General features: G+C 37.8%; 24 protein-coding genes. 13 read left to right on the forward strand and 11 right to left on the reverse strand.

Going from position 1 to position 22,020, the window contains the following annotated elements; genetic code table 11:
* Positions 1-77 precede the first annotated feature (77 nt).
* Positions 78-815, reverse strand: coding sequence for a CADD family putative folate metabolism protein (locus KX723_RS00795; RefSeq protein WP_218814238.1), 738 nt, complete (start codon positions 813-815; stop codon positions 78-80).
* A 290-nt stretch (positions 816-1,105) separates the two neighbouring features.
* On the opposite strand from KX723_RS00795, the gene KX723_RS00800 reads away from it, so the two are divergent.
* A complete protein-coding gene (locus KX723_RS00800; protein ID WP_218814239.1) occupies positions 1,106-1,606 on the forward strand; it encodes a hypothetical protein in 501 nt (166 codons plus the stop codon).
* 78 nt (positions 1,607-1,684) lie between these two features.
* Here KX723_RS00800 and KX723_RS00805 read toward each other — a convergent pair whose 3' ends face one another.
* Positions 1,685-3,466, reverse strand: a complete 1,782-nt coding sequence (locus KX723_RS00805) for a ShlB/FhaC/HecB family hemolysin secretion/activation protein (protein ID WP_218814240.1) — start codon at positions 3,464-3,466, stop codon at positions 1,685-1,687.
* A gap of 86 nt (positions 3,467-3,552) precedes the next feature.
* Positions 3,553-4,200 carry a bifunctional 4-hydroxy-2-oxoglutarate aldolase/2-dehydro-3-deoxy-phosphogluconate aldolase gene (gene eda, locus KX723_RS00810; protein ID WP_246562474.1) on the reverse strand — a complete coding sequence of 216 codons (648 nt, stop codon included), beginning with the start codon at positions 4,198-4,200 and terminating at the stop codon, positions 3,553-3,555.
* Positions 4,201-4,307: 107 nt separating this feature from the next.
* On the opposite strand from eda, the gene KX723_RS00815 reads away from it, so the two are divergent.
* From KX723_RS00815 to manD, 6 genes are all read left to right on the forward strand, one after another.
* Entirely contained in the window at positions 4,308-5,246 is a 939-nt protein-coding gene (locus KX723_RS00815; RefSeq protein WP_218814241.1) for a sugar kinase, read from the forward strand.
* Positions 5,239-6,291: an aldose epimerase family protein gene (locus KX723_RS00820; RefSeq protein WP_218814242.1), complete on the forward strand. Its 1,053-nt coding sequence runs from the start codon at positions 5,239-5,241 to the stop codon at positions 6,289-6,291. The genes KX723_RS00815 and KX723_RS00820 overlap by 8 nt, the downstream gene beginning before the upstream one ends.
* Positions 6,292-6,295: 4 nt before the next feature.
* Positions 6,296-7,168 carry an SMP-30/gluconolactonase/LRE family protein gene (locus KX723_RS00825; RefSeq protein WP_218814243.1) on the forward strand — a complete coding sequence of 291 codons (873 nt, stop codon included), beginning with the start codon at positions 6,296-6,298 and terminating at the stop codon, positions 7,166-7,168.
* A 79-nt stretch (positions 7,169-7,247) separates the two neighbouring features.
* On the forward strand, positions 7,248-8,642 hold the full coding sequence (locus tag KX723_RS00830; RefSeq protein ID WP_218814244.1) for a sugar porter family MFS transporter: 1,395 nt from the start codon (positions 7,248-7,250) through the stop codon (positions 8,640-8,642).
* Between the two features lie 44 nt (positions 8,643-8,686).
* Entirely contained in the window at positions 8,687-9,475 is a 789-nt protein-coding gene (locus KX723_RS00835) for an oxidoreductase (RefSeq protein WP_218814245.1), read from the forward strand.
* Positions 9,476-9,521: 46 nt separating this feature from the next.
* Positions 9,522-10,730 carry a D-mannonate dehydratase ManD gene (manD, locus tag KX723_RS00840; protein ID WP_218814246.1) on the forward strand — a complete coding sequence of 403 codons (1,209 nt, stop codon included), beginning with the start codon at positions 9,522-9,524 and terminating at the stop codon, positions 10,728-10,730.
* Between the two features lie 44 nt (positions 10,731-10,774).
* On the opposite strand, the gene htpG is transcribed toward manD, so the two are convergent.
* On the reverse strand, positions 10,775-12,676 hold the full coding sequence (gene htpG, locus KX723_RS00845) for a molecular chaperone HtpG (RefSeq protein ID WP_218814247.1): 1,902 nt from the start codon (positions 12,674-12,676) through the stop codon (positions 10,775-10,777).
* 331 nt (positions 12,677-13,007) lie between these two features.
* Between htpG and KX723_RS00850 the strand changes: the two genes are divergently transcribed.
* A complete protein-coding gene (locus KX723_RS00850; protein ID WP_218814248.1) occupies positions 13,008-13,703 on the forward strand; it encodes a helix-turn-helix transcriptional regulator in 696 nt (231 codons plus the stop codon).
* Between the two features lie 37 nt (positions 13,704-13,740).
* Positions 13,741-14,487, forward strand: a complete 747-nt coding sequence (locus KX723_RS00855) for a Dabb family protein (RefSeq protein ID WP_218814249.1) — start codon at positions 13,741-13,743, stop codon at positions 14,485-14,487.
* On the opposite strand, the gene KX723_RS00860 is transcribed toward KX723_RS00855, so the two are convergent.
* The 5 genes from KX723_RS00860 to KX723_RS00880 all read right to left on the reverse strand — a co-directional run bounded on the left by KX723_RS00860 (position 14,471) and on the right by KX723_RS00880 (position 17,641).
* Positions 14,471-14,836 carry a response regulator gene (locus KX723_RS00860; RefSeq protein WP_218814250.1) on the reverse strand — a complete coding sequence of 122 codons (366 nt, stop codon included), beginning with the start codon at positions 14,834-14,836 and terminating at the stop codon, positions 14,471-14,473. The genes KX723_RS00855 and KX723_RS00860 overlap by 17 nt on opposite strands.
* A gap of 135 nt (positions 14,837-14,971) precedes the next feature.
* A complete protein-coding gene (locus KX723_RS00865; RefSeq protein WP_218814251.1) occupies positions 14,972-15,508 on the reverse strand; it encodes a hypothetical protein in 537 nt (178 codons plus the stop codon).
* Between the two features lie 36 nt (positions 15,509-15,544).
* A complete protein-coding gene (locus KX723_RS00870; protein WP_218814252.1) occupies positions 15,545-16,285 on the reverse strand; it encodes a cupin domain-containing protein in 741 nt (246 codons plus the stop codon).
* Between the two features lie 26 nt (positions 16,286-16,311).
* Positions 16,312-16,941, reverse strand: coding sequence for a queuosine precursor transporter (locus KX723_RS00875; protein WP_218814253.1), 630 nt, complete (start codon positions 16,939-16,941; stop codon positions 16,312-16,314).
* A gap of 22 nt (positions 16,942-16,963) precedes the next feature.
* Complete coding sequence (locus KX723_RS00880; protein WP_218814254.1) at positions 16,964-17,641, reverse strand: helix-turn-helix domain-containing protein; 678 nt, start codon at positions 17,639-17,641, stop codon at positions 16,964-16,966.
* A 142-nt stretch (positions 17,642-17,783) separates the two neighbouring features.
* Between KX723_RS00880 and KX723_RS00885 the strand changes: the two genes are divergently transcribed.
* Positions 17,784-18,191 carry a response regulator gene (locus KX723_RS00885; protein WP_218814255.1) on the forward strand — a complete coding sequence of 136 codons (408 nt, stop codon included), beginning with the start codon at positions 17,784-17,786 and terminating at the stop codon, positions 18,189-18,191.
* A gap of 99 nt (positions 18,192-18,290) precedes the next feature.
* On the opposite strand, the gene KX723_RS00890 is transcribed toward KX723_RS00885, so the two are convergent.
* Together KX723_RS00890 and KX723_RS00895 are read right to left on the reverse strand one after the other, a co-directional pair.
* Positions 18,291-18,461 carry a hypothetical protein gene (locus KX723_RS00890; protein ID WP_218814256.1) on the reverse strand — a complete coding sequence of 57 codons (171 nt, stop codon included), beginning with the start codon at positions 18,459-18,461 and terminating at the stop codon, positions 18,291-18,293.
* Positions 18,462-18,715: 254 nt separating this feature from the next.
* On the reverse strand, positions 18,716-19,924 hold the full coding sequence (locus KX723_RS00895) for an amino acid permease (protein ID WP_218814257.1): 1,209 nt from the start codon (positions 19,922-19,924) through the stop codon (positions 18,716-18,718).
* A gap of 467 nt (positions 19,925-20,391) precedes the next feature.
* Between KX723_RS00895 and KX723_RS00900 the strand changes: the two genes are divergently transcribed.
* The 3 genes from KX723_RS00900 to KX723_RS00910 are packed head-to-tail and all read left to right on the forward strand — an operon-like array spanning position 20,392 to position 21,981.
* On the forward strand, positions 20,392-20,784 hold the full coding sequence (locus KX723_RS00900; protein WP_246562476.1) for a HesB/IscA family protein: 393 nt from the start codon (positions 20,392-20,394) through the stop codon (positions 20,782-20,784).
* Positions 20,785-20,796: 12 nt separating this feature from the next.
* Positions 20,797-21,066 (forward strand): HPr family phosphocarrier protein, encoded by a 270-nt coding sequence (locus KX723_RS00905; RefSeq protein ID WP_218814258.1) that lies wholly within the window; start codon positions 20,797-20,799, stop codon positions 21,064-21,066.
* A gap of 3 nt (positions 21,067-21,069) precedes the next feature.
* Complete coding sequence (locus tag KX723_RS00910) at positions 21,070-21,981, forward strand: N-acetylmuramoyl-L-alanine amidase-like domain-containing protein (RefSeq protein WP_218814259.1); 912 nt, start codon at positions 21,070-21,072, stop codon at positions 21,979-21,981.
* Positions 21,982-22,020: the final 39 nt, after the last annotated feature.

Below are 22,020 nucleotides of genomic sequence, written 5' to 3' on the forward strand. Positions count from 1 at the left end.
TGCCAAAGACATGACCTTTGCAGATTGACGCAGAGGTCATGAAAAATTATCTATAAATGCTAAGTATTGCCGTTTTATTAAGCAGCAGGTATTTCACAATGAACATTTCCAATCGTTCGTGCTTGTATGCCACTTAACATATCCCATACCGATTGAGCTATTTTTTTTGCTGCCTTCTCTGCCTTTATTTTTTCTAAGGAGAGTAATTCTTGCATGAGTGTTTTAGTGGCTTCAGAGTGTTCTACATCGGCTTCTAAATGTACTAGGAAGAATTTTAATGTGGCTGGGTCATCGATATTATAAAATTGCTTAAGCCCCATAATTTTGCTTGCCGCTGTCTGTGGAATTTGACGTTCATAGGCGTATAAAGCGCCTAAGCCTTCTGCATAAGAAGAACGCGAAAGCGATAGAAAATCGTCTATGAGTTGCTTGGTTTCTGGCGTGGGCACACTGTTTTTTACGGTTTCTTCACATAAACCTAAACCTTTAGCAAATTGTAGCCATAAAGTAGGATGGGATTCCCTCGTAGTAGTATCGCCTTCTTCGTCATTTAAATTCTCTAATAATACCTGACGCGCATGAGGAAGATGACAGTTACTATGCGTTGCGCTGAGGTAACGCGGAAAAGCATCGACATGGTGATAATATTGGCAAGCATAAGTTTGTAAATCATTGAGTGAAAGTTTTCCTGCTGACCAAGCCTGGTACATAGGATGCTTTAACAAATGGTTTTCATTGAGTTGTCTATCGAGCACTTGCATCGAGTTATCGAGTGAGTCAGCATTAAGCCGATTATCGGGAATTTGCTTGGTCATAGGATTGTTCTCCTTGTTGGGTTTAGATGAGCTTAATTGTACCGAAATTCATAGTAGATCTGAAATAACCAAGTGCTTTTTTAAAGCGAGGTTTAGATAATCGAAGATATCGCGCGTACTATTTTAAAAAAGGGTACTTTCAAGTAACGAGCCGTATATAGTAAAAAAAGATTACTAAAGCAAATTGCTAAATATTTAGCAGATTTTTTTATATTTGACTCTATCTAATTAAGCTTCTAGGATAAATAGCCTTATTTAGATATTAAATAGATATTTACATGGAGTGAAATATGAAGCTTTTAAATAGTAGTCTTCGTTCTGCAGGGATAGCCGCGGCTATTTTATTACTTACTGCCTGTGGTGGTGGAAGTGGTGGTCCTGGTGGAGCGACTGGAGCGACGGGCAGTTCGGGAACTGGTACTCCAGGACCCGCAGGCGCTACAGGTCCTGGAGGAGTACTTGGCGGTGGTCTACTAGGAGGCAATATAGCGGGTGTGACCCTGACAGGAGATGGTGGTCTTATATTAAATGCAACCGCATTGCAAACCTTAGGTATACAAGCGGGCGTATTAACACCTCAGGAATTAGCAAGATTAAACGTAACGTTGCCTAATTCAGGAGTAGGTGTGAGAGCTCTAACGAAACAAGGGCAACTCATTGCTATTACAGGACCTCGCGGACAGACTTTTGGCGTCCCAGGTGGTCCAAGTACGTTACCAGGAACAGGTATTCAATTACCAAAACTACCTAATACTTTAAAAAGTACGTTAGGGAATGTATTAAAGCACTAATATTTAAAATTTAAGCGCAAATAGGCCTGCTTATATTGAAATCAAGTTATGCTTGTTGAATATAAGCGGGCTACTTTATCAAAGCGGCGTATAACTGAAGTTAAAGAAAAAGCGTAAACTTTTTCCATTTTTTCCACTTAATACTTCTGCTTGAACAGGATTGGTTAAAGGTCTAGCGAGACTGAGTTCAAGATTGAAATCTTTTGTTAAAAATAATCGTAACCCAGCAGATAATGAAGCATCACTGTACACGCTATTTAAAGCGAAAGCGGGTGCAACATTTTTGTTCCATACTTTACCAATATCGTAACGTGTAAAATACTGTACAGAACTGAAAGATTCTGGGAATGTATTGTAGCGTATTTCTAATCCTCCCATAATGCCACTATCTCCAATGATTTCGGAAGGGTCATAGGCGCGTCCAAATGGGATACCACCATAGGGAATTTTTTCAACGGGGATTAATGGGCCAAAAGCATATTGACCCATTGAATCAATGAGTATTGAGAAGGATTTAGGGAGAACTTGTATATGGGATGCGTAGTAATAAAGTTTTGTATAATCAATTGATGGATTATTTGATGCAGGAGGTCCTATTGTAGCGCCGAAGGAATGAAATCCTTGGCTTATTTCGGCCTCTATTCTATCAAGGTATTTGGATCTAGTGCGCTCGTAGCTTGTTTGGACACGTATAGTTGGAATTTTTACAATAACATCTTGAGGGCCGTTAAACGGATCATTAAAGCCGGTTGTTTTACTATCATAGTATCCCAGTGCTAAGCGACCTTCTAATTTTTCATCCGTTTGTAGTATAAATGGGTGATAATAATAGCCAGTTATCTCAGCTACTTTGCCGGACAAACTATCAAACGTTCCTACTACTTCGGTCGCTATTGGGGGGCCGAGTACATTGGGTTTTGTTTTTGTATAGTCTACTGCAATATCTAAATGATTGCCGTAAACACCAATCGGTATGATTTCATATAAATAATAATACTGTAGCACCCTGGGTTCAAAGGGTGCCGTGGCAGCGGTTAAGGTGGTTGCGTCACTGCCTTTTAATAAGGAATACATATTAGCGCTAACAAATAAATTTTGTGATCCCAAATAGCGTGATTGATTATTATTGAGAATAGCGTAAGGAGAAAATCGGCGTTGATTGATAATAAAAATAAGGTTTTGTGCACCTGAGCTTTCTGATATGGGATTGATTTGTAGCGTAGCTTTGACACCCGGTAAGCGGTTCAATAATAAAGTGTAATACCGTAACGTTTTTTGTTGTAAAGGACGGGACTGTTTAATTTTTTCACTGTATGTATTTAGAAAGTTTTCTAAACCATGAATTTTCCCTTGAATGCTTACATTAGCAACATAGGCTTCGAGAATTTTTATGGTTACATGTCCTGACTTTAGGTTTTGTATCGGTATATACGCGCGTGAGAGTATATAACCATCTCTGAGATATTTTAAGGTAATGTCAGATGCAACCTTTTCTAGTTCTGAATAACTTATCCTTTTATTAAGGTAAGGTTGATAAAAAGCGTTTAAACTTTCTTGTGAATAAACGGTTGATCCTATAATACGCACCGAGCGTAGGATAAATGGAGCACGCATACTCGGCGGTATGGAAGTCGTTACGGGGGATATGGCTGCCGGAGCTGTTTGTGTAATAAGTCTAGTAGGTCGCTCTGCTTGTATAGGAACAGTGTTTCTTGATTGTCGCTCTACTTGGCCAGGTACTATGGTGCTGGGTACTACAGCTGCAAATCCTTTTAGGGAGACCATAAGCAGTAGAAAATGCAAAAAGTAGAGCGCAAACTTAATATAATTTTCTTTCCCTTGATTAGATTGCTTATCCATGTGCCCCTTATATCTACAAATGATAAATACAAGGGAAGTCTAGTAGATTTTATTCAATGTTCAATAAAATTTGTGCGCTGCTGTCATTAATTAAAGACAGTTTGTAGTTTTTTTTGTGCTTCTTTTGCGTGTAAAGCAATTTCTGCAAAATTTCCTTTTTCAATCAGTGAGCGAGGTGCTATCCATGTGCCACCAATACAAGGAACTTGGGGTAGTTTGAGATAGTTAATAAAGCTATCAAGATTAATGCCACCGGTAGGGCAAAACTGTAACGAAGGCAATACTTCAGATAGGGCAGACAAAGCTTTTATTCCGCCCATTATTTCAGCCGGAAAAAATTTAAGTTGAGTTAAACCTAGCTCATAAGCAAATAGTGCTTCAGAAACAGTGGCAATGCCGGGAAGGTAGGCTAATTTTTCTTTTTTTGCTTCAGAAACAAGCTGTTCGCTAAAGCCAGGGCTGACTGCAAATTGTGCGCCCGCCGCTTTGGCTTCAGATAATTGACGCGGTGTAATGATCGTACCAGCCCCTAGAATAGCATCGGGTACGCTATTGGCTATTTGTTTGATGGCCTCTAAAGCACAATCCGTACGCAGTGTAATTTCTAGTACCTTGAAACCACCTTCCACTAAGGTGTTAGCCAAAGGAATTGCATGTTCTATCTTATCGATTACAATAACCGGTATAATGCGACTTTGCTGTAAAATATCAATGAGTGTGAGCACGTGTTCCACATCCTATAAGATTATCTCTGATAATACGTCCTCTTTTTTTTCTACGCAAACTTCAGATACACTTTCTAAGTCTTTTTTAAAGCCCTTGCCTATTCTGGAATCCTAAAATGAAGCAAATTGCAGTCATTGGTGAAGCAATGCTAGAGCTATCACATCGTAGTGATGCCACACTAGCCCTAGCTTTTGCAGGCGATACCTTAAATTTCGCCATTTATTTACGACGCTTACTTCCTGTCGAATCTTTTGCTATTCATTACGTGACAGCATTAGGTTGTGATAGCTATAGCGATAGCATGCTAAAAAATTGGCAAGAAGAAGGACTCAATACGGATTTGGTGTGTCGTTTAAAAAATAAACTGCCTGGGCTTTATTTAATTCGTACCGATGAAGAAGGGGAAAGGACTTTTTATTTTTATCGCCAAAATTCTGCGGCACGGGAGCTTTTTAAATCCTGTGCCACGCTTGATTTAGAAAAAAAATTGCTAAGCATGGATTACTTATATTTATCAGGAATTACTTTGGCTATCCTTGATGATGATAGTCGGGACTATTTATGGAGGATATTAGAAAAGGCAAAACAAAAAGGTGTTAAGATAATTTTTGATACCAATTACCGTGCGTCACTTTGGCCTGATGCTGAAATAGCAAGAGCAACCATTGATCGCACTTTAAAATGGGTAGATGTTGCGTTGCCTACTTTTGTAGACGAGCAGTCTTTATTTGGTGATGTGACACCAGAAGCTTGCGCACAACGCTTGTTAAAAAATAAAATAACGGAAGTGGTTGTTAAATGTGGTGCCGAGCCAGTTTTAATTGCTACTATTGCCACGCAAACAAGTGTGCCTGCTCGTTTGATAGAAAAGGCAGTGGATACAACCGGCGCGGGCGATTCATTTAACGCGGCTTATGTAGCGGCACGTTTGTTAGACATTGAGCCTATAAAAGCGGCGCAATGGGGTCATCAATTAGCTAGCACAGTTATCAATTATCCCGGCGCAATTATTCCACGAGAAGCAATGCCAGATTTACGAGGACATTATGCCTGAAATGTTTTGTCAGCCATCAACTTTTGGTGAGTTACCTGATGGTCAAACGATTACGCAATATACATTGCGTAATCCCAGTGGGATGTCAATAAGCGTTATGAATTATGGCGCTACCCTTACTTCGGTAAAAGTACCAGGATTAAGAGGTACCGTACACGAACTTACTTTAGGATTCGATCAGCTTGAGGAATATTTAAATCACGATTTTTATTTTGGTGCGACCATAGGACGAGTGCCTAACCGTATTGCAAACGCGTCTTTTAATTATCAGGGACAAGATTTTCATTTAACAAAAAATAAAGATTATGCACATCATTTACATGGTGGTGAAAGAGGTTTTGATAAAGCGATTTGGCAGCCTGAAGTTTCTATTCAGACTGATAAAGCCAGTGTAGCATTTAAAATGCTAAGCCCGGATGGCGATCAAGGTTACCCAGGAACGCTTGAAGTAAAAACGACCTATAGTTTGACATTGGCTAATGAGTTAAAAATCGCTTTTGAAGCAAAAACAGATCGCATAACCCCCGTTGACTTAACTAATCATGCTTATTGGAATTTAGCGGGTGCAGGACAAGGTACCGTGTTGGATCATGTGCTACAGGTTTTTGTCGATCATTATGTAGTGACCGATAAAGATTTACTTCCTACAGGACAAATAGCAGAAGTAAATGATACCCCCTTTGATTTTCGCCAACCACATCATTTAGGAGAACGTTTAGAGGATACACCGATTGGAGGCTATGATCTTTGTTTTGTGTTACCAGCCATGACCAACCATCACCCTCGCTTAGTGGCGCAGATCAAAGAGCCGGTGAGTGGGCGTACGTTAGAAGTGCATACCACACAGCCAGGGTTACAATTTTATACCGGTAATAGCCTTAAAAGTTATCCTATCAGTGGAGGGTTAACAACACAGCGATATGGCGCTTTTTGTATGGAAACACAAAATCTTCCGGGCGCTGTTAATTATCCTCAATTCCCCTCACCTTTTTTATTGCCGGGTGATCGTTATTATCACGAAACCATCTATCGCTTAATTTGGTAAAGCTATGTTAAATCCAGTCGTTGTATGTGAAGAACCCATGTTATTGGGTGAGAGCCCTCTTTGGCATCCCGAAGAAAAATGTCTTTACTGGGTCGATATCGTCGCAGCGAGCTTGAATCGTTTAGATATCAATAATAGAAGCGTTAAAAAATTTAAAATGCCTAGCCAGATTGGTTCCATCGGCTGGCGTGCTAAAGGAGGATTGATAGCGGCGCTCAGTGACCGATTTGCTTCCATTGACACAGAAACAGGCATGACACAAACCATTGCATTACCTTTAAAAAAACAGTCTCAGGATATGTTTAATGACGGAAAATGCGATCGGCAAGGTCGTTTTTGGGCAGGGACTAAAGATATTGCTGAAGAGAAACCCATTGGTGCCCTCTATTGCTTAGATACAGAAGGCAAGGCGATGGAAATGGCTAGCGGTTTTACCGTCAGTAATGGAATTGCGTGGAATTTAGATAATAGTCGAATGTATATGTGCGATTCTCCGGCGCGTCAAATCTATGAATATGAATTTGACCCTATAAAAGGTCGCTTAGGGGCTTTTCACGTGTTTGCTCAAATTCCTGAATCAGAAGGCTTCCCTGATGGGCTTACCGTCGATAGTGAGGGCTATATATGGAGCTGCCATTGGGACGGTTGGCAAATTACCCGCTATAAACCCACAGGAGAAATCGATAGCATTATTCCTATGCCTGTTCCTAGGCCCACCAGCTGTTGTTTTGGGGGGGGAGATTTAAAAACGCTTTATGTGACTTCTGCGTCAGTTGGGTTATCCGCGTCTATTTTGGACGATGCACCCCAATCGGGGCAGTTGTTTGCATTGGAAATAGGCGTTAAAGGGCTAGCTGAACCCGCCTATCTTGGCTGAAAACCTTGCGCTTTTATTTGCTTTTAAGCGGGTTCGAGGTAAAGTAGCCTGCTTATGCTATCTAAGAGAGAATATTTTCATGCTTGAACGATCGAATGCAAACTGGATGGTTTATGCAGTTTCGGTATTTGCAGCGTTGGCGGGGCTACTGTTTGGGTACGATACAGGAATAATCTCAGGCGCTATTTTATTTATTAAGAAAGACTTTGCTTTATCGGCCTTTCAGGTAGAGATGATTGTAAGCGCTGTTTTATTAGGTGCTTTAATCGGCTCGGGATTTAGCGGTAGACTGACTGACCTGTTTGGGCGACGTAAAGTGCTTGTTTTTACGGCCATTGCTTTCATTATCGGCTCATTATCCACGGCACTTGCACCTAGCGCACACTGGTTAATTATCGGTCGCATTATATTAGGCATTGCGATTGGTGTGGGTTCTTTTACTGCGCCTCTTTATATTGCCGAGATAGCGCCACAACGTATTCGTGGGATGTTAGTTTCTTTGAATCAATTAGCGATCACGATTGGGATCGTTTTTTCATATCTGGTTAATTACTATTTTTCTGTGCAAGGTCGTTGGCCTTGGATGCTAGGTTTAGGGGTAGTACCGGCTGCGATTTTATTGTTAGGTACTTTATTTTTACCGGAAAGCCCGCGTTGGATGGTATTAAAGGGCTGGGAGCATAAAGCACGTAATATTTTACAGCGCATTCGAGGCAGTGAAAATATTAATCAAGAATTTGAAGAAATTCAGCAAACAGTAAAAATGGAGAAAGGGACGCATCGTTTGTTGCTTGCAAAATGGGTACGCCCTATTTTGTTCATTAGTTTAGGACTAAGTTTTTTCCAACAAGTGACGGGAATTAATACGATTATTTATTATGCCCCCACTATTTTACTCATGGCAGGGTTCAAACAAGCCGGAGGCGCTATTTTAGCGACACTAGGAATAGGCATTATTAATGTGCTATTTACAGTCATTGCACTACCTTTAATCGATAAATGGGGACGTCGCCCTTTATTACTTTTAGGGCTCTCGGGTATGTTTATAAGTTTGGCAATGATGGGCGCTGCATTTTATTTTCCTGGATTTGCTGCATTGCACTGGGTAGCTGTAGGTAGTATGGTTCTTTATATTGCGAGCTTTGCAATGAGTTTAGGCCCGATTATGTGGCTTATTATTTCTGAAATTTTCCCTTTAAATATTCGTGGTGTAGGCGCTAGTCTGGCTATTTCTGCGAGTTGGGGATTCAATATGCTCGTTGCGTTAACGTTTTTAACGCTCATTCAATTGATGGGTCCTAGTTATACATTTTGGCTGTATGCTTTTTTATGTATATTAGGCGGACTTTTTGTTTACTTTATTGTTCCCGAAACCAAAGGATGTTCTTTGGAGGATATTGAACAAAATCTGCGTTTAGGTCGGCCTAGTCGTGAGCTGGGTGTTCCTTTACGGAAATCAACAGTTTCTCAATAAAAATTGGCCTTTTTTTCTTAAAATAAGTTATAAAGGAAGCATTAATGTTAAAAAATAAAGTTGTTTTAATTACCGGTTCTACCAATGGAATTGGTGCAGCGACAGCCCGCCGTTGTGTTGCGCAAGGGGCTAAGGTCATGATTCATGGCCGTCAGGAAGATCGTGCAAAAGCGTTAGTTGCAGAATTAGGCGGCGATGCGGCGCATTATTTAATTGCTGATTTAACGGATGAAAATGCCTACGCTAACTTAGTGAACGAAACAATAGCTAAATTTGGTCGTTTGGATGGTCTTGTTAATAATGCAGGTATTTATCCACGCAACAACATTGATGATGCCAGTATAGAGCTTTGTGAAAAAGTGATGCGTATCAATTTTTATGCGCCATTACTTTTATCTAAAGAAGCCGTCAAGGTTTTTAGAAAACAGGGAAGCGGTGGTGCGATTGTTAATATAGGTTCTATGAATGCGCATTGTGGACAACAGGATCTATTGATTTACTCATCCTCTAAAGGTGCGTTGATGACCATGACGCGTAACTTAGCGGATAGTCTAGGTCCCGATCATGTGCGTGTTAACCAGTTAAATGTAGGTTGGACACCAACAGATAATGAAGTTGCTTTGAAAAGACGTGAAGGATTACCCGATAATTGGCAAGAAAAAATACCCAAAGTATATGCACCAAGCGGTCGCTTATTATCACCTGAAAATGTAGCGGCGCACGTTACATTTTGGTTGTCTGATCAATCCGCGCCGGTTTCGGGTGTGGTGTATGAAGTTGAACAATATCCCATTATTGGACGTAATCGCTTAAATGATTTGGTGATTACTTAATAAAGTTAAACCCTTTTACTTATAAAAATGATTGCTGAGGTAAACGATGAAAATTCAAGAAGCTAAGGTTTTTGTTAGCTGCCCTGACAGAAACTTTGTTACATTAAAGATTGTTACTGACGAAGGTGTTTACGGTGTAGGTGACGCAACGTTAAATGGTCGCGAATTAGCTGTGAAAGCTTATTTAGAAGATCTTATCCCTTGTTTGATTGGGCGAGATCCTGCACAAATAGAAGATATTTGGCAATATTTTTATCGTGGTGCTTATTGGCGCCGAGGTCCCGTTACTATGGCGGCTATTGCAGCCATTGATATGGCTTTATGGGATATTAAAGGAAAAGTTTTAAATACACCTGTTTATAATTTGCTTGGCGGTAAAAGTCGAAAAGGCGTTATGGTTTATGGCCATGCGAACGGAAAAGATATTAATGATACGGTTAAGGAAGTTGGTAAATACATAGAGAAAGGCTATTTAGCGGTTCGTGCACAAACCGGTGTGCCTGGGCTAAAAGATTCTTATGGTATCTCCTCTAAAGATAAAATGTATTACGAACCAGCGACAAAAGGATTACCTCAAGAATCAGAGTGGTCTACTGAAAAATATCTTAACTACGCGCCTAAATTGTTTAAAAAATTACGTGAAGAATATGGTGACGAGGTACATCTTCTGCATGACTCGCATCATCGTTTAACACCGATTGAAGCAGCACGTTTAGGAAAAGGGTTAGAGCCTTATCATCTGTTTTGGTTAGAAGACACTGTACCAGCAGAACTACAAGAAGGTTTTCGAATTATCCGTCAACATACCACGACACCTTTAGCGGTGGGTGAAGTATTTAATACTATATGGGATACCCATATTTTGTTTACGGAACAACTGATTGACTATATCCGTATGTCAGTGGTGCATGGCGGCGGTTTAACACACTTAAAGAAAGTGGCTGCAATGGCTGAAGTTTACCACGTCAAAACAGGTTGTCATGGCCCTACAGACGTTTCGCCTATTACGATGGCAGCCGCTTTACATTTTGGTATTTCAATCAATAATTTCGGCATACAAGAATATATGCGGCATACCGATAAAACGAATGAAGTATTTCCGCATGCCTATACGTTTGATAAAGGCTATCTCTATCCAGCCGATAAACCAGGTTTAGGTGTGGATTTTGATGAAAAATTAGCTGAAAAATACCCTTATGAGCGTGCTTACTTACCCGTTAATCGAAAATTAGATGGTACGCTATTTAATTGGTAAAAATTTAGATGTACTCCCCACTTAAATGGGGAGAGTACACAGACCTAAGCTAATAAGTCATTAAGTCGTTTTACGAACGCAGCGGGATCCTCGAGATGCCCACCCTCTGCCAAAATGGATTGCTCCAAAAAGAGATGTGTCCATTCAGCAAGTCGCGCATCATCCTGTTCTTCTTTTAGACGTTGCACCAATCGATGTTGAGGATTTAACTCTAAAATAGGTTTGCTTGCCGGAATAGATTGGCCAGCAGCTTGCAACATGCTGCGCATTTGGTTGCTTAAAGCATTTTGTTCGTTAACAATACACGCGGGTGAAATAGTTAAACGTTGAGAGATACGAACTTCTTTTACTTTATCGCCAAGCACTTCTTTCATCTGTTCCAACAGGGGTTTGAATTCGTCTTCATTCTTTTTCTGCTCTTCCTTATTTTCTTCACCCGTGATGCCAGTGATATCCGCATCTTTAGCGATGGATTGCAGCGTTTTTCCTTCAAACTCGGTTAAATGCGCTACTAACCATTCATCAATACGATCATGTAGCAATAAAACCTCAATATTTTTTTGACGAAAAATTTCTAAATGTGGGCTGCTGTTAGCAGAAGCATAATTTTCGGCAGTAATATAATAGATTTTGTCTTGCGTAGGTTGCATGCGCGCAACGTACTCTTCTAGACTAACGGTTGCTTCGGCATTATTTAAATGGGTTGACGAAAAGCGTAATAATTTGGCAAGTGCATCGCGATTATTAAAATCTTCGGCAAATCCTTCTTTGAGTACATTTCCAAAAGAATTCCAAAACTGTTTATATTGATCCGTCTGATCTTTTGCAAGATGAGCTAATAATTCTAAAATTCGTTTAGTCACGCCAGAACGTATGTTATCAACCAGTTTGTTGTTTTGTAAGATTTCCCGTGAAATGTTTAAAGGAAGGTCATTACTATCAACTATTCCTTTTACGAAGCGTAAATAACGAGGCAGAAATTGTTCTGCGTCATCCATAATAAAGACACGTTTAACATAAAGTTTTAAACCGCGAGGTTTTTCATGGTTCCAGAGATCAAACGGTGCTTGAGAAGGTATATAGAGTAAGGTGGTATATTCCTGTGTTCCTTCTACCTTATTATGGCTCCAAGCAAGAGGATCTTGAAAGTCATGTGCGACATGTTTATAGAATGCTTTATACTCATCGTCTTTGATTTGATTTTTAGGTAGAGTCCATAATGCTGTTGCATTGTTTACGGTTTCCCAGATATCTTGTTCTTCGATGACCTCATCTTTTTTGTCATCGGTTTCTGGTGCGGGACGTTCCTGCTTCATATTAATCGGTAGCGTAATATGATCAGAATATTTAAGTATAATACTGCGTAATCGCCAATCTTCTAAAAACTCATCTTCACCTTCGCGCAGATGCAATATAATTTCAGTTCCGGGTGTTGTTTTATGGATTGCTTCAATCGTATATTGTCCATCGCCCGTTGACTCCCAACAAATGGCTTCATCAGTTGCTAAGCCAGCGGCACGTGTATTAACCGTTATTTTTTCGGCGACCATAAAGGCTGAATAAAATCCAACCCCAAATTGACCGATGAGCTGTGTGTCTTTCGCCTTATTTCCAGTTAAAGAAGCTAAGAACTCTTTGGTGCCTGATTTTGCAATAGTACCTAGATTGGAAATGACCTCTTCTCTGCTCATCCCTATCCCGTTATCATTCAGGATTAACAGGCGCTTTGCCTTATCAATTTCTATAGTTAATTTGAGCTGGGCATCCTCTTGTAAAGCAGGGTTTTCTAATGCTTTAAAGCGGAGCTTATCGACCGCATCGGAGGCATTTGAGATTAATTCACGGATAAAAATCTCTTTATTGCTATAAAGAGAATGAATCATTAGCTGTAATAATTGATTGACTTCCGTTTGGAAGCCCAGGGTTTGTTTTTCTGCAACGGTCATAGAATGATACTCTCCACAAAAGCTCGAATAAATGGTTAAATTATCTGGCAAGTAAAGGGAATATGAGGGCAAAAATACGGATTTCAAGCGCTTACCCGCTGCTCACACCTAAAGGATACGAATTTTTAGGGGCCAAAGCAGGCGCTATCGCTCGTCATTCAAGAGGGAAAATCATGGCTCTTTCCTTGAAAATAGCTACCAAAAAAATAGATGCTTATTTTTTCATAATATGAAGTTACATGAGTTTTTAGATAAAAAAACAATACTTCCTTACGATTTTATTCCTATTTTTCTAACGACTAACCCATTATTATGTAGGGGGTAATTTTTATTGGATTCAGTTATTGTTTTTTACATTTATAAAAATAATACAGGTAGCATTATGCTAGAGAAAGTATTAACGGATTTATCACTGTATATTTTTGCTAAAGATAAAAACTTAAAATATCTTTTTTGTAATGAAAACCTTGCTGAAGCGGCAGGCCTCGATTCTCCAAGCCAGATAATTGGTAAAACAGATTATGATATTTTTTGGAGAAAACATGCCGATTTTTATCGTAGAGGCGATAATAAAGCGATAATAGGCAACACAAGAATCAATGTGCCGGAAATTCAAACTCAGCCAAAAGGGGTCGCAAATATACTTGTTACTAAAACTCAATTAATGAGTGATAGTCGGAAATGTGTGGGTGTAATTGGTTCCTATATAGATATTACAGGCTATTCAATTATAAAAAGAGGAGGTCATTTTGATTTAGAAAAGGATCGGTTTTATTTAGGAAAAAATTTTAGCAATGAATATCTTACTAAGCGTGAATTAGATGTTTTTAGATATATGCTCTATGGGTATACTTCAGGAAAAATTGCTTGTTTATTAGGTGTTTCACCTAAAACTATACGTTGGTATATTCAAAGGTTAAAAATAAAATTTCAATGTTCTTCAAAAGGAGAAATTGTATCTATGGCTATTCGCTATGGTTTAACTTATGTATTAGAAGAATATAAACTATGGAAAGATATTAATTAATAAATTTTAAATTATAGGAAAAATTATGAACGATAAAATGATAGATTTTTTTTCTTTCCGAGAAATTTCTGAAGCCACCCCTTATTTTAATGAATTTACAGCATCTATTAATAATAGATTTTCATATAAGTTTGAATATGGTGTCTATGAAAGTAAGGAAAATCGTAATAAAGGATATAATTATGTGCTAAAAATAAATTCTGATGAGAATTTAGAAGAAATTGATGATTTATTTAAAAAAGAATATAAGTTATTTATTGAAAAAATAATGCCCTCGTTAAACAAAGAAGAGCCCATGTTTTCGCTTGTTTTTAAGCCTTCGCACCCGCCTATTAATAAGGGAAATTTACAAGAAAAACCCCAGATAAATCATATTGTTTTTCTTCCTTTCAAGAAAGATTGTTCAGATGAAGCCATCAAAGAGGTTTTTTATAAATTAAAGGAATTGTTTTCTAATGTAGAAGGAGCGTCAAGCTTTTGTTATGGTAAACGTCTCAATTCATCTGTTTTAGATAGGGAGTATGTTTTTGAAATGCACTTTTTAAGTGCGACAGCTAGAGATAAATATTTAGTGCAAGATCAACATATAAAAGTAGCGGAATTTATTATTCCTCTGTTAGAGAATGAAGAGGCCTCCATTATTGCTTTTGATTATAGATTGCCAAAATCTTGTGAAAAGCAAACCTATTCAATGGGCATCGGAGAATTTTTTAATCCCGAAGTGAGGCGTGAGATAGCGGAGCTTAATAAGCAACCACCGCTACAAGCTAACTTCTCAAAATAGCGTTATGTAGCGCGTCTTTAGATACAGGTTTGGTAAGTACCGCATCGGCTTCCAATTGCATGCACTCCTGTTGTGTTTGTGTATTGACGTGGGCAGATACGACAATGATGGGGGTGTATTGATTTAAAGAACTGCAATGGATAGCTTTTATTACTTCGAGGCCTGGTTTATCCGGCAGCCCTAAATCGGTTACAATCACATCATAAGTTTGGTTTATGATGTGATTGTAGGCTTCCATAGCATTGCTGGCTATGTTGATTTTATAGCTTAGTTCGGATAGCCACGCGTCATATATCTTTTGACAAATAACATTATCTTCAATTAATAACGCCCGTTTTCTATTCTGCATTTTAATTCCTTATTACTATTTTTAGAAGATAGAAAAACTAGTATGCCGAATTAACTATATAAAAAAACCATACATAGGTATGGTGAGGAGTATCGATATAATGACGGTGAATCTTAGTTAATAATTTAGCTGGGGTTATTTTGCAAGACAAGTCAATTTATGTATTTCTTCAAGGATAGTTTCAGAGCCGATAGTAAAGCCAAGGTCGTAGATTTCTTGCGAACTAAGTTTTTCTAGCATAAAAGGGGCCTTAACGATTTCAAGGGCGGTAAATTTCTTTTGAATAACGTTATTGGCTTGAGTAATTTCGAGGATAAAAATACTTTGTTGACGGGCATGGTCATAACTTTTAGCAATTATCTTATAATGGACACGACAAGGAAAAATAATAAGGTTATTTTTTTTATAAAAAGTTTTTTTATTAGAGCTATTTAAAATGTTTAGTAAATCGAAAGGAGATAGTCTTTGCAATAACTGATTATCATTAAATAGCTCTGTCGCACATAATTTAAAAACTAAATTTTTTCCTACAATTTGTACTGTGTAAACAGTATCTTTATTAGCTAATTCCTGGCTAATGATCCGTAACGGAAAAGGGTAGGATTTAGCTTGTTGTATAGACTTATATTTTAATTTAATGGTATTTATATAGTTTCCAATAAATTTTAACAACCATTGCTCCTAAAACGTAATTCCATTTTTTTTATTTTAGCTGGATAAAGAACTTTTAGCTATAAAATTTTGGCCAGATTCCTTTTTTATAGGGTTATCGGCGAGAAAAAATTTTGAAGAAGTAGCAGGTTTTAACTCATTAAACTCTTTTAATTGAACTTTAGGGATTAATTTTTCTATAGTTGATCTTTTTTCATCATCTTTTTTATAAAGACAGCTTAATATTTGTAATTGTTCTTTAGTTGGGTTGCTGTATAAACTAGGGGTAAATCCAGGTATACATTCACAGGTAACTAATCCAAAGTTATCTCTGTCTTTAGCTGCTGTTAAGTTATTCCTTGCGCCAAATAAGGTACCTTTTTCTAGAGTTAAACAAGGGTTTTGTGCATTTAAAACAAATTCATTTATTTTATCTTTAGAAAGAATAGAAATGGTGATATCACAGCCCGCAAGCCAGTGCCAAGTTTCTGTCGTATCTAATGAATGCCAACAAGAGGTTTGTTGATCCTTTATCAAGTAAAAAATCACTGTGCGATTTATTTCTTCAGGTAAATTTTCTGTTTTTACAAATTCACTAAAAAATCCTTGTTCACTTGTTATCTTAGAAAGATCTATTAAGTTTAATAATTCAATAATTTTATCAGGTAGAAGTTGTTCTCCTATAGCAACATTATTAAGATATTGAATAAAATTCTCTATAGTTTCTTTTTTGCCTGCTTTAGAGTCGATATAATCCAATATGGTTTGCATTCTCTCTATAATATATTTAATTTGCATATTATCCTCGTTAATTATTTGTGTCATTATTTAAACGGATTAAAATTAGTTTCAGTATCATACACATCAAGCTGTTCTTCTAGTTTTAAAAAGCCAGTAATAATCGAAGCAGGCCATACGCCTAATAAGGAATAAAAAACCTCTACCGAGTACACAGATAAGATCATATAAATTAATTGTGACCAATGTATATTCCCGGTAAAGCCGAATAAAATAGTGACTAAAACTAAGATGAAACCACCAATGGCCGATGATCCTAAGCTCCTAAGCCAAAAGTGTCTACCTTTCATCAAAATTTTCCATTTAGAAATCATATAAATATTAATAAAGCTGCTACTAATAACGGCTAGGATACCGGCTAATACAAAACGTAAAATAGGATCAATTACTGCATTATAAGCGAGTTGATGTTGCCAGAACACTGGTGAAGGAAGATGAATAATTAATTTGACGGCAATGGCAAAAAATAATTCACAAATCAAGGTTATCCATATAATTTTTTTAGCGACGGTATAGCCATAAACTTCGGCGACAATGTCACCAATAATATAGGTTAAAGGAAATACTAGCGGTGCACCTGGTAAAAGTGCCGGACCTAAAGTGATTAGTTTATAGGCTACAACATCGGCGGCTAAGCTGATTGTTATGTTAACCATCCCTAAGATAAGGATATAGTGACTAATATTGCTTGACGTCGTTGGAAGATTTTTTGTCCTTGAGATTAACATACGTTCTATTGTCTTTATAATTCATTCTAATTTGGATGACTACACCTAAGTTTTTATAATTATTTGTAAAAGAAATAATTTCAGATGCGCAGTCAGATGTTTTTAAATACGATTTACTTTTAAAAATTAATAGTTGATGTAACTGAGGAAGCTGTCGTTTTTCCTCGGTAATGATTAGGAAATCACGATTGTTGGGCGTTAAATGCGGGTCGATAATTAATAAAGAGCCAGGCAGAAAATTACTCCATTGCTGTTCTTTTATAAGCAATGCATAGCTATCATGGCTTAATGCCATGTCGGTTACTAATAATGGCGCAAAGGGTTGTTTACATTTATCTTTCTGCGGGTTTGATGCGTTTTCCCATTCTATAATAGGTACTGTAATCTCATTTTGTAATCCGCTGTTTTTTTCTAGTGGATCAATCCCTATAAGCTGATCTACGCTGATATTGAAATATTGAGCAATAGGAACTAAAGAAGCAACGGTGGGGTTATTTCCTTTGTTTAGTCGCAATCTTTTCAATGTAGATAGAGGGACGCCAGTATACTTATGCAGTTGCTGCGTATTTATCCTATGTTCCTTCATAAGATACTCAAGTATATCATTTAATTTATTTTCAGAAGACAATGGATAAAATCCCCTTAAGCATTTTAATACTATCTTAAATTATTTTATCGTTTAAATATTATTTTTATAAGTGATTGCATAGAGGTTCATTTATGGGCTATTATAAAACAAATACGGGTTTGTATTTTTAAAGGAGAAAAAAATGGAAAATAAAAATAAAATTTTATTAGTAGAGGATGATCCAATTATTCAACGCGTGCACCGCGCGTTCCTGGAAAAAATGGGATTTCATATTGAATTAGCAACAACAGGTGCACAAGCATTAGAAATGGCTGAATCTAGATTTTATCATCTTATTATTTTAGATGGTGGATTGCCTGATATACAGGGAGTAGAGGTGGCAAGAAAAATTCGAAGCTTAGAAAAGGAAAATAAAATAACAAGAAAGCCTATTCTATTATTAAGCGCTTATTCTTCTGAACTATTAAAACGCTGGTGTGAAGAAGCCGAAATAGATGGGTTTTTAATTAAACCGGTTAATTATAAAGATTTGCTTTTTACTTTGGAGAATTATTTTAGCAAAGGTATTTTTAGTGATAGGGTTGCTTAAATTGAAAATCCCTGAATAAGTTACCTTATCAGGGATTCATCGTTGTGGTTTTTGGTTATAAATTAATTCTGTTAGTAGAGCGTTAAACCAAGCTTGTTTTTATTTAATATTAACTAAATTAACGAAACTTGTTGAAAACTTTAAAGAAGGATCGCCTTCCTCCTTTTTTTCCGAAGCAGGCTCATGATTAATGACACAAGCTAATACCCAAGCTACGCCTAACTCAAGCCCTGCCAATCCAACTCCGACTAAAACGCCATCTATTATCATATCCTCGTCCCCCATTAAATTGTTAAAATTTCTTCATTAACCTGTAGGTAAGCAAGCTTTTCTCTTCTAATCTTTTTGAGTTGAAAAGGTTTAAAAAGCGCGGCCCACTAGAAAAAGAAAGAACTTAATTGCCGTGATTCTTTGTTATTGGACACCTATTAATAGTGGCTTTTTACGGTCGAAAGGGGTAGCGGGCTGAGAGGAAAGGGTTGTAAGCAGTTGGATAGGCGAGATGCAATTTAAGGCTTATAGTCTTAAATTGCTGCTTGGATGCCAAAGCCCACAAAAAGAAGGCCAATAATCCCGAGAAAGAATAATAAAGGTTTGCCGCCTTTTAGCTTAAATCCTTGGGATAAAGGGTTTTTGCTATAACGTCCACGCCAGGCCATTAACGTAGGCAATATAATAAAAAGAATAGCGCAGTAGATTCCAGCATAGCTTAATGCACCGATAAAGGCCCCTGGATAGAATAATACGATTGTTAAAGGTGGTAAAAGCGTGGCGGCATAAACTAGAATGTTTCCTGTTCCTCGTTTTGCAATACGCAGACCATCCGCTAAAAAATCGGATAGGCCTAACATACTGGCAAGAAAGGAAGTGGCAAGGCAAATAGAGGTAAAAATGCGTGCTAATAATGAAATAAAGTCATTATTAAGAAAATAACTAAGTTGACGAACAAACTCACTCGTAGAATGCCTAGAATGTAACATATCAATGAGCCCATGTTCTCCTCCACGTGGGAGAATGCCCATAATCGTGAGGTCCCAAAATAAATAGCAAATTAATGGGATTAGGCTCCCTATCAAAATAACTTTCCGTAATTTAATAACGTCGCCATGAAAGTAAGTTCGCAGGCTAGGGATAATATTGGCAAAGGTAAAAGACGTTATCATTACCGTTGCACCGCCGGTTAAATAAGCAAGGTTGCCTTCTTTGAGTTTGCTAATTGAGACAAAGGGGATAAGAAATAGAACTAAGAGTAGATAAATACTAAATTTGCTGAACATCAAACCACGATTTACGTAATCGACGTAGTGAATACCTTTATAAACCACGTAACTTAAAATGCTGGTAAATAATATAATAGCGATCCAACTTGGAATGTTTAGGCCCAAACTGGCTAATAATCCAGTTAGGAAGTCGCCTCCGCCAGCCATGTAAGCGGCGAGTACAGAGTAGAATAATAACAAATAGCTGATCCAAGCGATTGTTTCCCCCCATTTTCCCAGTAAAATTCTAGCCATGGTGATAATGTTGGTGTTGGCTGGCAACCATAGATTAACTTCAAGTACTAAAAAGGCGCTTGCTGTCATTACAAACCAACAAACAAACATTAATATCAGCGAGTTAATAAAACCTGTTTCTGCTGTTGCAATAGGGAGTGCCAACATTCCACCACCAACAGCTGTTCCTACGATCAGTAGAATGCCACCAATAAACTTTGTATCAATTTTATTAGACATATCAAAATGGAGATTTAAATTATATTCCTATACCTATTACACTTTGAATCGTATAACCGTTCGCTAAAATTTTTATTTTTTGGGTTTTAAGACTTTAAAATACAAACGCTACATCCATTGGATTAAGGTTACCGTATAACAAAGACTTTTATGATACAAGTGTTACAAATTAAAAAATATAGATAGCCGAGAAGGATTGTGCGCTAATAGTATGTTTTTACTAGTAAGTTATTTACATTCAGCGCTTTTATGGGGGCGCGCTCTTTTTGTTAATTTTTGAAAAAACGTATAGCTTGATACGCCGCCCCTTACGCTATGAGTCCAAGTGTGGAAGCTATAGAAGGTGTGCCCCTACCCCTTGTCGCCGCCAGCATGTAAGCTTTTTAACTACAAAAACCCAGTAAAAATACAGATAAGAGACAAGGCTTCTATTTTGCCCCTTAAGGTATTAGTGGTAGTATAAGCAGATGAAAGAGACAATTGTTTCTATTTACGACCCAGCAGAAATGAAGGGGGAGCTTAGCTTAACCGCGGCTGCTAGCCTTCACATTAAAAAGATGCTTGCCAAGCAATCAGATGAAAAAAGCGTTCGCCTTAGTGTAAAGCAAGCAGGCTGTTCAGGCTTTTCTTATGTCGTGGACTATGTAAAAACATCGAACACGAATGATTTACAATTTTCTATCGATGATGATTTAGTGGTTTTTGTTGATCAGTCTAGTTTTCCCTATTTAAAGGGAATCTGTATTGATTATGTGCAAAATGGGCTTAATGGGTCTCTAAAGTTTATTAATCCTAACCAAACGGCCGCCTGTGGATGTGGTGAAAGTTTTAGTATAGAAAAAGGAAAAATAGAGGGTTAATCTCCTCACTGTATGTTACGTAAAATTGTTACAATCAATAACAAGTTAGGGTTGCATGCCCGCGCTTCTATGAAGTGGGTAAAGATTGCAAGGTGCTTTATTAGCGAAATTACGCTAAAGTGCAACGGCAAACAAGTGGACGGCAAGAGCATTCTAGAAGTAATGGGCTTAACGGCTAGACAAGGAAGTCCCGTAGAAGTCATCGTTAAGGGTGAAGATGAAGCAGCTGCTTTAACAGTTTTAGAAAAGCTTGTCACGGATCGGTTTGGAGAAGAGGGATGATAGGTGCCATATCGATGTTTAATATTTCTTTGCCTTTTTTTAATCTCCTTAAATAGCTTTGCCAACGTTCGATTTACTGATCAACCGGCTATTCAACTAATAAATTTAAATAAAGAAAATTCACTTCAGCAGCGGATTGAGCTGCATAGTGCCGCTTTACTGAGTGTTCCTTATCAAGGGGGTGCCTTAGGTGAAGGCTTGATGGGTGAATATGATCAAAACCCATTATATCGTTTTGATCATTTCGATTGTGAGACTTACGTTGATACCGTTATGGCGTTGGCGCTTGCGTCAAATTTTCTTGATTTTAAAAAGAAGATCAATCAAATTCGTTATAAGCAGGCGCAAGTCGATTTTTTTCAGCGTAATCATTTCCCTAGCCTGGATTGGATTCCTAACAATAAGAAAAACGGTAATATACGAGAATTAAGTTATTCTATTGCAGGCCAAAAAACCAGAGTGGCGACGGCTTTAATAAACCGCCGTAATTGGTATCAACACTTAGGTATGGATAGAATCCAAATCCCTTATTTATCATCATTAGAAAAAAAAATTTATCTTGATGAGTTAAAAAAACAAGGTAAAGCGTTTGCTAATAGTGAAAAGGCGAGTATTGCTTATATTCCTGTTGCCGATGTACTCAATGATTCCCAGTTAAGAAAAAGAATTCCTACTGCAAGTTTAGTTTTTCTAGTCGGGCATGATAATTACTTAAACTACCGAATAGGGACACCCATGAATGTTCTTCATATGGGCTTCGCTATTTGGGATAAGGACCAGCTCTATCTACGTATGGCCTCATCAAGAGCAGAGAAAGTATTAGATGTTCGCTTACAAGATTATTTAAAAACCTATTTGGCCTTAGATACATTGAAAGGGATTAGTGTTTGGGCTGTTAAAGAAACACCTGCCTAGAAACCGTCATTGCGAGCGCAAAGCGCGTGGCAATCTAGA

This window comes from Rickettsiella endosymbiont of Dermanyssus gallinae (assembly GCF_019285595.1).
Lineage (GTDB): Bacteria > Pseudomonadota > Gammaproteobacteria > Diplorickettsiales > Diplorickettsiaceae > Rickettsiella_B.

Coding starts and splice junctions, on each gene's coding strand:
- KX723_RS00855 (WP_218814249.1), top strand. CDS start 13,741: ATGATAGATTTTTTTTCTTTCCGAGAAATTTCTGAAGCCACCCCTTAT.
- KX723_RS00825 (WP_218814243.1), top strand. CDS start 6,296: ATGTTAAATCCAGTCGTTGTATGTGAAGAACCCATGTTATTGGGTGAG.
- htpG (WP_218814247.1), bottom strand. CDS start 12,676: ATGACCGTTGCAGAAAAACAAACCCTGGGCTTCCAAACGGAAGTCAAT.
- KX723_RS00895 (WP_218814257.1), bottom strand. CDS start 19,924: ATGTCTAATAAAATTGATACAAAGTTTATTGGTGGCATTCTACTGATC.
- KX723_RS00860 (WP_218814250.1), bottom strand. CDS start 14,836: ATGCAGAATAGAAAACGGGCGTTATTAATTGAAGATAATGTTATTTGT.
- KX723_RS00885 (WP_218814255.1), top strand. CDS start 17,784: ATGGAAAATAAAAATAAAATTTTATTAGTAGAGGATGATCCAATTATT.
- KX723_RS00795 (WP_218814238.1), bottom strand. CDS start 815: ATGACCAAGCAAATTCCCGATAATCGGCTTAATGCTGACTCACTCGAT.
- KX723_RS00875 (WP_218814253.1), bottom strand. CDS start 16,941: ATGGTTAACATAACAATCAGCTTAGCCGCCGATGTTGTAGCCTATAAA.
- manD (WP_218814246.1), top strand. CDS start 9,522: ATGAAAATTCAAGAAGCTAAGGTTTTTGTTAGCTGCCCTGACAGAAAC.
- KX723_RS00905 (WP_218814258.1), top strand. CDS start 20,797: ATGTTACGTAAAATTGTTACAATCAATAACAAGTTAGGGTTGCATGCC.
- KX723_RS00835 (WP_218814245.1), top strand. CDS start 8,687: ATGTTAAAAAATAAAGTTGTTTTAATTACCGGTTCTACCAATGGAATT.
- KX723_RS00830 (WP_218814244.1), top strand. CDS start 7,248: ATGCTTGAACGATCGAATGCAAACTGGATGGTTTATGCAGTTTCGGTA.
- KX723_RS00800 (WP_218814239.1), top strand. CDS start 1,106: ATGAAGCTTTTAAATAGTAGTCTTCGTTCTGCAGGGATAGCCGCGGCT.
- KX723_RS00820 (WP_218814242.1), top strand. CDS start 5,239: ATGCCTGAAATGTTTTGTCAGCCATCAACTTTTGGTGAGTTACCTGAT.
- KX723_RS00870 (WP_218814252.1), bottom strand. CDS start 16,285: ATGCAAATTAAATATATTATAGAGAGAATGCAAACCATATTGGATTAT.
- KX723_RS00900 (WP_246562476.1), top strand. CDS start 20,392: ATGAAAGAGACAATTGTTTCTATTTACGACCCAGCAGAAATGAAGGGG.
- KX723_RS00815 (WP_218814241.1), top strand. CDS start 4,308: ATGAAGCAAATTGCAGTCATTGGTGAAGCAATGCTAGAGCTATCACAT.
- KX723_RS00890 (WP_218814256.1), bottom strand. CDS start 18,461: ATGATAATAGATGGCGTTTTAGTCGGAGTTGGATTGGCAGGGCTTGAG.
- KX723_RS00805 (WP_218814240.1), bottom strand. CDS start 3,466: ATGGATAAGCAATCTAATCAAGGGAAAGAAAATTATATTAAGTTTGCG.